The following is a 10041-nucleotide window of genomic DNA, read 5'->3' as shown; positions in this document are numbered from 1 at the left end:
ACACTAATCCTAACCAGATACTCACAAACTTAAATGTGTCTAATACTGGGTAGTCATCTTTAGGAAAATTAGATAGATAAGTTTTGACAATATGTCCAAAATTTGATATCATCTCTTCAATTATTCTAATATTTCTGCCCTTTATTCTATCATTTTAAAGGGCTTTTTTTCTCTTTATAACTATCGTTCAACACTTCTGCTTCTGAGCAAATGATAAACTAAGATGTGTAAACCACGAAAAAAGCTTAATATCTTCACTTTCCAGGGCTTTTATTTGTATGATTTCAGAACTTTTTATTAAAAGATTTTTTATAAAGTCAGATTTAAATTTCTCATGACAATTTAAAGAATTATCAGTAAAATTATATCCCCAAGCACATTGAGCATTATATAAAAGAAGAGCATTTAACGGCATAATATATGGCTTACTAGACAGTTTTAAAGTTGATTTAATTTCATCTTTCAATAGATTTACGCGTTTATTTAGTGGAAAATCATCAGAGCTTCGACGATCAATTCGATTAAGTATAAAAATCATTGATTCAGTAGAGCCATGTAGATATTCAACAACGTCTTTTAGCTCATTTAATAAAACTTGCCTATGCTCCTCATCTACATGAGAATAATCAAGAGCAACAAGACAGAAAGCATTTCCAACTAAAGACTGGATTACTTTAAGATTTTTGCTATCTTTGATAGATTTTAATCCTGGTAAATCAACAAATTCAATAGCTAGTTCTTCAGGTAAACCTGATAATGCTCTGTCATAACCAGGTAAAAGTGGTAATCTAACTTCGATTTGAGGTGAAATGTAAATTTTCCTTTTTTTAGTCTCATGGTACTTCTGCATGACTTGATGGATGCGGTTATAAATTTCCTCATCGCTCAAACCTGACCATTCTCCCGTTTCCCAGACTGCGCCCTCCGTTTCCTCAATCTTTAAGTGACTGCCTTCACCATGTTTAATCCGTAAAACACCGCCGCTCATCTCCCCCGCTTCAATAGGCGCAATCCGTCGGCCAATTAAAGCGTTAACAATCGTTGACTTTCCCGAAGAAGTTGTGCCGATCATAGCAATACGTAAACTCGGATTAGCCAAATCCAGCACTGCCTGATCATAGGCTCGGCGAAAATCTGCCAAATCCTGCTTGAGCTTCTCATCCTCAAATACTTCTGACGCAACCCCCACCAGATCAGAAATGGCATTACCCAATTCATCCAGCCAGGAGCGAGCTTGACTTAGCTTAGCTTCAATATTCATCGTGTACCTGTTCTAACGCCGGAAAGCTCAGACTTAACCGAGTTTGCCTATCAGGATAATTCAGATTTTAGGGAAAAGTATCTTTGGTACATGAATTTTTATGAAGTTTGGCGATCGCCAAAAAAGAGTCAGGAGCTTGGTTAATTCCCAGCGATGGGGGAAGAAAAAACAAGGTATCTTGGAGTAGGACAAAGCTTTTAAGGCACCTACTAGATTTTTGGGAAGATTGTAGCAATGGGCTTGTTTGACGATGTCGGCCGTTTTTTAGAAGACCGTCTGGAAGAGTTTTTACAGAACAACCCCCATTTGGAGTTGGAAGCTCTGTTGGAACAGTTGAAAGAACAGGAAGCCGACGCTCGCCGCCTACTGACAGATTTACAGCGGAAAAAACAAGATCAAGAAGCCCAGATTCTCAACCTAGCTCAGGATATTCAGGCTTGGCATAGCCGCATTCAACAGGCTAAAGCTGCTGGCCGAGAAGATTTAGCCCAAAGGGCCCAGGAAAGGGAAGCTACCTTACTGCGTCAGGGCAATCAGGTGTGGGGACAAAGGGTGGGGACAGAACAACGGATTAGCCAAGCCCAAAGTTTGCTCCAGGAAATTCAGCAACGGCAAAAGGAAGTACAACAAAAGGCTAAACAAATGGCCGCCGAGCAAAAAGCATCCGAGGCCCAAAGAAGGGCGGCGGACACCATGGGCTGGAATCAAGGCAGTACCGGGGAAACCTATCGCCGGGAGTTAGACCCCCTGGAAGCGGAATTTAAAAAGTGGGAATTGGAAAAGGAATTGGAACGCTTAAAACGCAACGCCACTAAATAGTTTTCTTGTTCTTAGAATTGACTGTGGCAAATGTGACCAGAGATGGTTAGTTAGGTAGCCAAAGCCTTGGTAGTAAAGAGAAAAATATACAGCCCAGCCATTTTTGTCAGAGATGAAATGCGGAAAAAGCCGCCCGAATTTGTTTGGTAAAAACTTTGCCGCCTGGTTTGATGGCAAATTCGGGATAATGAGCCGGGTTATTAGTGGTGATTTAGTCCCCCCTATCCCCGTCCCTGGCAGTGTCAACGCTGACATATTGTCACTAGAATTGAAGCTAACGCCTAGGGCTTTCCTCGCTATTTTTGACTAGGCTTGCCCAGTCTTGTCACAGTGCCCACCGTCAATTAAGCAAAATGTTACAGGTCGAATAGGCTTTTCCCTGCCCATAATTGTACTAACTTCACACCGATGACTGTTATGTTATCTTGCCTCACCCAGCAACAAGAACTTTTGCAATCCCTCGCTGACCGGGTTGGGCAACCAGCGATCCAGGATAACCTTTACTTTTGCCTAGCTGGTCAATTCACGTGGGTGGAAGATTGGTACACAACGGCGATCGCCGGTGACGTCTTAATTTTTGATGCGGGGGAAAAGGAGCAACTGGCTAGGGTTTTGCAACAATGGGAGCAGTTTACGGGGCATGTTATCCTGATCACCGGCTTGACGGAAGAGCCCGATCCCCAAACTTTTTTAACCCAATTAGCCCTGGGAAAACAACAACGGTGCGGAGAAAGACATTTCCATTGGATCGTACTAGTTGACCCCACCATTGAAGAAGCTTTTCGCGGCCTACAGACTTTCTTGGACGGCAAAAGCCATTGGTTAGATCTGCGCCTGGGGGTGGGGGATCTGGAGCAGTGCACCGATGAACTCTGGCAGTGTGTGTGGTTAGAACCATCACCATTGGCTCCGGAGAAACGCCAGGAAATGCTGGTCAATTTACCCCATTGGTTGGCCGAAATTGTTGACCAAAAACAAAACCTCGAACTAGAACCGATTAGCCTTCTGCAGGCGAAATTATCCCTTCTCCAGGGTTTAGCGCGGGAAAGCCGGGGAGAAATGGGCCGAAAACAGGCCCAGTGCCACTATCGGGAGAGTTTGGATGTCTGGGAACTGCTGGGAGATACGGAGGCAATTATTTGGCTGAGTCTGCGGCTGGGCTATCTTTTCCTACTCCAAGCCTACGGAGAAAAAAGTCGCGGCCATCAACTTTGGCAACAAACCCGCAATTATGCCCAAACGGCGATCGCCGCCCTGGAAAACCAGCAATGGCACTTCACCCATGGGGAAACCCTCAACCTATTAGGAGAAATCCTGCGAGGACTAGAAGACTGGGAGCAACTGCGGCAGGCCGCCGAAAACAGCCTGATTTTTTTCTATCAACTTTCCCCCTTTGCCGCCACAGACACCACCCCGGAGCGCAATCAGGAAAAGCTTTGGACCGAATTGGAATTACAGGGGCTAATTTCCCTAGCCCACAGTTACCTTTGTGAAGCCTTGGTGGAGCAATGGAAATTTGATGAGGGCAAGGAAGCTTTAAAAAGAGCCTTTGAAACCAGGCCTAAGCAGGTTGAAGAGCGGGATTATCGCCCCTGCTTGGCAAATTTGCATTACCTTGCCGGTCGGGTACAGTTAGCCAATGACCAGATTAGGGAATCCTTAATGACTCTGCGCCAGGCCCAAACCCTGGTGTCCTTTGAAGATAATCCCCGGCTATACTTAGCCATTCTGGTGGAATTAAGGGAGTGTTACTTGCAGTTGGAAGATTGGCTGGCGGCCCTGGCCATTGACCAGGAATATCAAGCCAGGGAATACCGTTTAGGTCAGCGGGCCTTCATTGGTCCAAAGCCCCTTCCCTGTTGGCCAGAACAACGCATTTGCCGCCATCCCCTAGCACCAGAAAAAATGTTGGGAGGTGGGGCGGAGGCTCGGTCTGCTGTGCAGTCAAAAACGATGGTTTCCCTTACTTGGCAGGACCTGCAAAAGGTCTGGGAACAAAAGCCCACGCCAGTTTTGGTGCTAACGGGGGAGCCGGGGGTGGGCAAAACTTCTTGGTTGGCGGGGGAAGTGTTGCAACAAATGTCCCCGGAGCGGGTGCTTTTGGTGGATTTTACTCCCCACTGGGCAGAAAAGTTATGGGTCCACCTAGGGGAAAGCTTTAGTCTGCCTTCCTTGGGGCAAGCTACAACCCCGGAGTTGGTGTCTGCCCTGCAAGCTCTACCAATTTTGGACTTGCTGTTGGTATTGGACGGAGAAAACGGCTCCCTACCTTGGCAAAAAAGTCCTTCCCTACGTCAGCAGGAATTGGCCCAAGTACTGTGGCAATGGCTATTGACCACCAGTCCGTCCCAGGGTGTGCGTTTGTTAATTTCTGTGCCCCCAACGGCGATCGCCGACCTCTATGAAGAGTTGAAGGGACAACTGGGGGAAGAACATTCCCTGCCCCCCCTGCAATACCAAACTCTCTCTCCCCCCACCCTAGGGCAGGCCGAGAATTGGCTAACCCAAGCCATGGCCCAATGCCGCCATCCGTGGCCCCCAAGCCTACAGTCCCAGTTTTTGGGAGATCTAGCCATGGAAGGCAATGGAGAACAGCAGCCCTGGCTCCATCCCATTGATTTGCAACTGTTGGGAACCGTTTTGGAACAGGAGCAGGTAACTAAGTCAGCGGATTACCAGGGTAAAAAGTTAGATGAATGGTTGACCTTGGCTGTGCAAACCTATTTGGCTTTTTTACCCCCCCATCTGCTCAAAAAGGCCTTGCAGTTACTCAAAAGCCTGGCCGATGGACAGCAAGCTCTTTGTCTCAAAACCGAATATCAGTTACTAGCCGCGCTCTATTCTGCCCCTGAACCGGCCGCGGATAACCCGCCGGAGTTTGCCCAAGAAGACATTCAGCAATTGCAGTTACTGCTGACCCTATTGCTCCGGGGCAGATTAATCATTGTGATTTCCCAGGCCACATTACCCTATTACCGTCTCAGTACGACTCATTTAGCCCATGCTCTCCAGGGGAAAAGTGCCGTTATTTCTACCCCCGCACTGATTAATGCTGGCCGCCGCGGTAGTAAATCCAATCCTAATTTAATCGCCCCATCCCCTGGCGATCGCCAACAGGGCAACGAGGATTTGATCGCAGAGTTGGAGGCCGGCTCCAGTGCAGAGGAACAGGTGGTCGCCCAAAAATTGAAAGCGGCCCAATTGCAATACCAAAAATTAGTGGCTGGGATCAACCTGGAAAAGCAATGCCAGTTTATTCTCAAACAATTTCTCGTCTATCCCCTAGAGGCTCTGCTGGCGGCGGTCAAAACTGGGCAGGATTTACAAAAATTAGTCACACCGGAAACCCCTCTGGTGCAATATCCCAGCCTGGCTCCCTGGCTTTCTCTCCACAGCATTTTGGCTCGGATTAATGAATGTAACCGTTGCCACCATGAGGGGCCTGTTACGGTTCTGCGCATTAGCCCTTCCATGGAAAACACTCCCCCCTTAGTGCTCACCGCCACCACCAATGGCATCGCTTACCTTTGGTCTTTTCACGGCGAACTGATTAACGTTTTGCGGGGACATCAAGAAGCCATTACGGCATTGGACTGGAGTGCCGATGGTCAATACTTTGCCACCGCTTCTGCCGACCACACCGTTAAACTTTGGCAACGCCATGGGGAAGAAGTTGCAACCCTCAGGGGCCACGAAGACTGGGTGAGGAGTGTGCATTTTAGTCCCCATCATCAGTTTTTAGTTACTAGTGGTCAAGATAACACTGCACGCATTTGGAATTTTGCTGGGGAACAACTCACCCTCTGCCAGGGCCACGCCGACTGGGTCCGCAATGCTGAATTCAATTGCCATGGACAGATTTTACTCACTGCCTCGCGGGATGGCACGGCTCGGTTATGGGATCTAGAAGGTCGGGAAATTGGCCTCTGCCAGGGGCATACCAGTTGGGTCCGCAATGCCCAATTTAGCCCCGATGGCCAATGGATTGTGACCTGTTCTGCCGATGGCACTGCCCGGTTGTGGGATCTGAGTAGTCAATGTTTTGCTGTTTTAAAAGGGCACCAAAACTGGGTTAACAATGCCCTTTGGAGTCCCGATGGCCAGCACATCATCACGTCTTCTAGTGACGGCACCGCTAGGGTTTGGAGTCGCCATGGCAAATGCTTGGGCACCCTCCGGGGCCATGACCACAATATCCATGGAGCCCGTTTCAGTCTTGACGGCCAAAAAATTGTCACCTATTCCACCGACAATACGGCCCGACTTTGGACTAAGGAAGGCACTTTGCTCACCATTCTGCGGGGCCACCAAAAAGAAGTTTACGACGCTGATTTTAGTGCTGATGGTCGCTTTGTTTTCACCGTCTCCGCCGACCAAACCGCCCGTCAATGGGACATTTCCCAAAAAGATACCATCACCCTCACTGGCCACAGCCATTGGGTACGCAATGCCCATTTCAATCCCAAAGGCGATCGCCTGTTGACTGTTTCCAGGGATAAAACGGCCCGTCTCTGGACCACAGAGGGGGAATGCGTTGCCGTGTTAGCAGATCACCAAGGCTGGGTGCGGGAAGGTCAATTTAGCCCGGACGGCCAATGGATTGTCACTGGATCGGCGGATAAAACTGCCCAACTTTGGAATGTACTGGGCAAAAAATTGACTGTTCTGCGGGGGCACCAGGACGCGGTGTTGAATGTGAGATTTAGTCCCGATAGCCAATACATTGTCACCGCCAGCAAAGACGGCACCGCACGGGTTTGGAATAATACCGGCCGGGAATTAGCGGTGTTGAGGCACTACGAAAAAAATATTTTTGCGGCGGAGTTTAGTGCCGACGGCCAATTCATTGTTACCGCGTCGGATGACAATACTGCAGGCATCTGGGAAATTGTCGGCCGGGAGGTGGGCATATGCCGGGGCCATGAAGGACCAGTGTATTTTGCTCAATTTAGTGCCGACAGTCGTTACATACTGACAGCCTCCGTGGATAACACCGCCCGGATCTGGGATTTCCTTGGTCGCCCCCTATTAACCTTAGCTGGCCATCAAAGTATTGTTTACCAGGCCAGATTTAGCCCCGAGGGAAATTTGATCGCCACCGTCTCCGCCGACCATACCGCTAGGCTTTGGGACCGCAGTGGTAAAACGGTAGCGGTACTATACGGCCATCAAGGTTTGGTGGGTACTGTGGATTGGAGTCCTGACGGACAAATGCTCGTCACGGCTTCCAACGATGGCACTGCGAGGCTTTGGGACCTTTCGGGAAGGGAGTTGCTCACCCTGGAGGGCCATGGCAATTGGGTCCGGTCAGCAGAATTTAGTCCTGATGGTCGCTGGGTTTTAACGTCCTCCGCCGATGGTACGGCCAAGCTTTGGCCGGTGAAAACGTTGCCCCAACTCCTGAGCCAGGGTGGACAATGGCTGAAAAACTACCTCACCCACAATGCCTTGGTGTCCCCGGCCGATCGCCCCGGCGCGAAAGTAACCTAATTTTTACAATGCTAAGTACAGATTCCAGAGCCAAAGTTTATCTGATGGGGGCTGGCTTGGGGCCCGTGGCCTACCTGACTCAAAGGGCGATCGCCGTGTTGGGTAGGGCAAATGTGGTAATTTATGACGCCTTGGTGTCCCAGGAGCTTTTTGATCTCCTGCCGCCAGATTGTGAGCGAATTTTCGTCGGCAAACGGGGGGGACAACCCAGCACTCCCCAGGCCAAAATTAATCAGTTATTGGTGGACCATTACCGACGGGGCAAACAGGTAGTACGGCTGAAAAGCGGTGATCCCTGGATTTTTGGCCGCATTATGCCGGAATTGGCAACCCTAGTGACCCACCATTGTGCCTATGAAGTAGTACCAGGAATTTCCTCGGCGATCGCCGGGGCAGGACTAGCAAGCATTCCCCTCACAGCCAAAGATAGCGGGGCGGGTTTTTTTGTCATGGACGGCCATGATCCCCACCGTTGGCCTTGGCCTGCCCTGGCCCAATTGCCCACTTTGGTAATTCTCATGGGGACCAAAAATTTGTCGTTGTTGGTCAATGAGTTAGTCCGAGCAGGTAAATCTCCCCACACCCCCATGGCAGTGATTAAAAATGCCGGCAGACCGGAACAGCAAACCTGGGAAGGAACCCTAGCTGATATGGTGGAAAAAACCCAAGGACAGTCCCTCGCCCCAGCGGTAATTGTCATTGGAGATGTTGTTAGTCAAAGGATTATTCCCGCCTTGCCTCCCCTGCCCCTGACCGAAAAAACTATTCTGGTTACCAGGGCCGCCGACCAAGCGAGCCAGTTTACCGAGCTTTTGCACCAGCAAGGGGCCACCGTCTTAGCCATGGCTGCCCTGGAAATTGTGCCCCCCAAGGACTGGCAACCCCTCGACCAGGCGATCGCCAAGTTGGGGGATTTTGACTGGCTAATTCTGACTTCCGCCAATGGGGTGGAGTTCTTTTTTCAAAGATTGCAACACCACGGTTTGGACAGTAGGGCCCTGGCGGGATTAAAGTTGGCGGTAGTGGGCAAAAAGACCGCCCAAAGCCTAGAAAAATTTGGTCTCAAGCCAGATTTCATTCCCCCGGATTTCATTGCCGATGCCCTGGTGGAACATTTTCCCCACTCCCCAGCAGGACTAAAAATACTTTTTCCCCGGGTGGAAAGTGGTGGCCGGGCCCAATTAGTCCAAGAATTGAGCCAAAAACAAGCCTTGGTTACGGAAGTCCCCTCCTATCAATCCGCCTGCCCTGGCCATATGCCCGAAGAAGTGTGGCAAAGTATCGTTAATCAAACGGTGGATGTGATCACCTTTGCCAGTTCCAAAACCGTCAGCCATTTTCGGCAACTGTTGGCCCAGACTAGCCAAGCTAACGGTTACCAAGATTGGCGTTCCCTAATTAACCATTGCCAAATCGCTTCCATTGGCCCCCAAACTTCCGAACGCTGTTTACGGGAATTGGGTCGGGTGGACATTGAAGCAACGGAGTACACCCTAGAAGGCCTAACCGGGGCCATTACTAATTATGTTTACCAAAATCCGTGACCTTGCCTCTCCATTGCCATTGATGGCGGCCATGGCCGCCTTGGGGGGGATGCTGTTTGCCCCCGTCGTCCGTAGCCAAGAGACAATTTTTCAAGAAAGTGTCCAAAGCCAAACCACCTTTGCAGCTCAGCAATGTTCAGTCAAACTCACCGATCCCAGTGAAGAAATGGCCATGGACTGTAATCAGCTTTCCATCACGGAGGGGGACGGCACTATTAATTTCCACTACGACGATGGCGATGTCATGGGTTTTTCTTTCGTGCTGGAATACAATGACGACCCCATACTGGTCAATGGCAAAATCAATAGCAATCAGTACAATGTCATTGGTACTTTTCTCTGGACTGCGGAAGATGGCATTGTTGACGAAACTTTAACGGAGGCCACAGGGAACTGTCGGGCCACCCCAGCCCAGGTGGTTTGTCAGGCTACCATTGACAACACCATGAAGGTGGAAGCGGTGGTGGATTTCTAGTTTGTTTAGGTTAATTTTTGAGCACCATTGAGCTTATTCCCTCTACTTTTCCCTGATCTTCCGTAGTTGCACTGTTTCCTTAGTTGAGGTGTTGATGAAATGTTGGTTAGCGGCGGCGGATTTGCTGGTGATTGCCGCTGAAGATTTGCCAGCTTACAAAAAAGGTGGTTCCATTGTTCGGAATAATTATTTTTGGGCCCTCCAGGCGATCGCCTGTCACAGCGGGCGGGGTCGAGATTGGGAGTTCGACGAAGTGGTGTGGGTAGCCCTGGGGAGACTATTGCTGTTTTTTCTTAATTCTGGTTATCTGATGACATCCGAAACCCTGCTGGAATTTCCCTGTGATGAAGTTATTCCCCTTAGCCTGCGGTCGGTGGCCACCTGGCAAGCTCCCGGGGACGATGGAGGACTAGAATCGTTTTGAGGGCGCGATTTAGGCTGGCAAAGCAGGT

The 10041-nt window shown here is 49.6% G+C and carries 6 protein-coding genes and 1 pseudogene; 5 read left to right on the top strand and 2 right to left on the bottom strand.

Annotation, left to right across the window (positions count from 1 at the left end):
• Positions 1 to 112: pseudogene (locus tag H6G46_RS14945) on the bottom strand (IS4 family transposase); the annotation flags it as partial.
• A 75-nt stretch (positions 113 to 187) separates the two neighbouring features.
• On the bottom strand, positions 188 to 1261 hold the full coding sequence (locus tag H6G46_RS14940; protein ID WP_010873295.1) for a dynamin-like GTPase family protein: 1074 nt from the start codon (positions 1259 to 1261) through the stop codon (positions 188 to 190).
• 234 nt (positions 1262 to 1495) lie between these two features.
• Here H6G46_RS14940 and H6G46_RS14935 point away from each other — a divergent pair, with 234 nt between their 5' ends.
• The 5 genes from H6G46_RS14935 (at position 1496) to H6G46_RS14915 (ending at position 10013) form a co-directional block, all read left to right on the top strand.
• Positions 1496 to 2080, top strand: coding sequence for a TIGR04376 family protein (locus H6G46_RS14935; protein ID WP_010873294.1), 585 nt, complete (start codon positions 1496 to 1498; stop codon positions 2078 to 2080).
• 408 nt (positions 2081 to 2488) lie between these two features.
• Positions 2489 to 7570: a hypothetical protein gene (locus tag H6G46_RS14930; RefSeq protein WP_010873293.1), complete on the top strand. Its 5082-nt coding sequence runs from the start codon at positions 2489 to 2491 to the stop codon at positions 7568 to 7570.
• A complete protein-coding gene (gene cobA, locus H6G46_RS14925) occupies positions 7498 to 9114 on the top strand; it encodes a uroporphyrinogen-III C-methyltransferase (protein ID WP_010873292.1) in 1617 nt (538 codons plus the stop codon). Before H6G46_RS14930 ends, cobA begins: the two co-directional genes overlap by 73 nt.
• Positions 9095 to 9589, top strand: a complete 495-nt coding sequence (locus H6G46_RS14920) for a hypothetical protein (RefSeq protein WP_010873291.1) — start codon at positions 9095 to 9097, stop codon at positions 9587 to 9589. The genes cobA and H6G46_RS14920 overlap by 20 nt, the downstream gene beginning before the upstream one ends.
• 88 nt (positions 9590 to 9677) lie before the next feature.
• Positions 9678 to 10013 (top strand): hypothetical protein, encoded by a 336-nt coding sequence (locus H6G46_RS14915; RefSeq protein ID WP_010873290.1) that lies wholly within the window; start codon positions 9678 to 9680, stop codon positions 10011 to 10013.
• Positions 10014 to 10041 lie beyond the last annotated feature (28 nt).

It is taken from the genome of Synechocystis sp. FACHB-908, from assembly GCF_014698595.1.
Lineage (GTDB): Bacteria > Cyanobacteriota > Cyanobacteriia > Cyanobacteriales > Microcystaceae > Synechocystis.
Note: the sequence above shows the minus strand (reverse complement) of the source record. Positions and strands in the feature narration are given on the sequence as shown.

Bases quoted from the DNA above. Each gene is read 5' to 3' on its own strand.
- H6G46_RS14940 (WP_010873295.1), bottom strand. From the start codon at position 1,261: ATGAATATTGAAGCTAAGCTAAGTCAAGCTCGCTCCTGGCTGGATGAA.
- cobA (WP_010873292.1), top strand. From the start codon at position 7,498: ATGGCTGAAAAACTACCTCACCCACAATGCCTTGGTGTCCCCGGCCGA.
- H6G46_RS14930 (WP_010873293.1), top strand. From the start codon at position 2,489: ATGACTGTTATGTTATCTTGCCTCACCCAGCAACAAGAACTTTTGCAA.
- H6G46_RS14920 (WP_010873291.1), top strand. From the start codon at position 9,095: ATGTTTACCAAAATCCGTGACCTTGCCTCTCCATTGCCATTGATGGCG.
- H6G46_RS14935 (WP_010873294.1), top strand. From the start codon at position 1,496: ATGGGCTTGTTTGACGATGTCGGCCGTTTTTTAGAAGACCGTCTGGAA.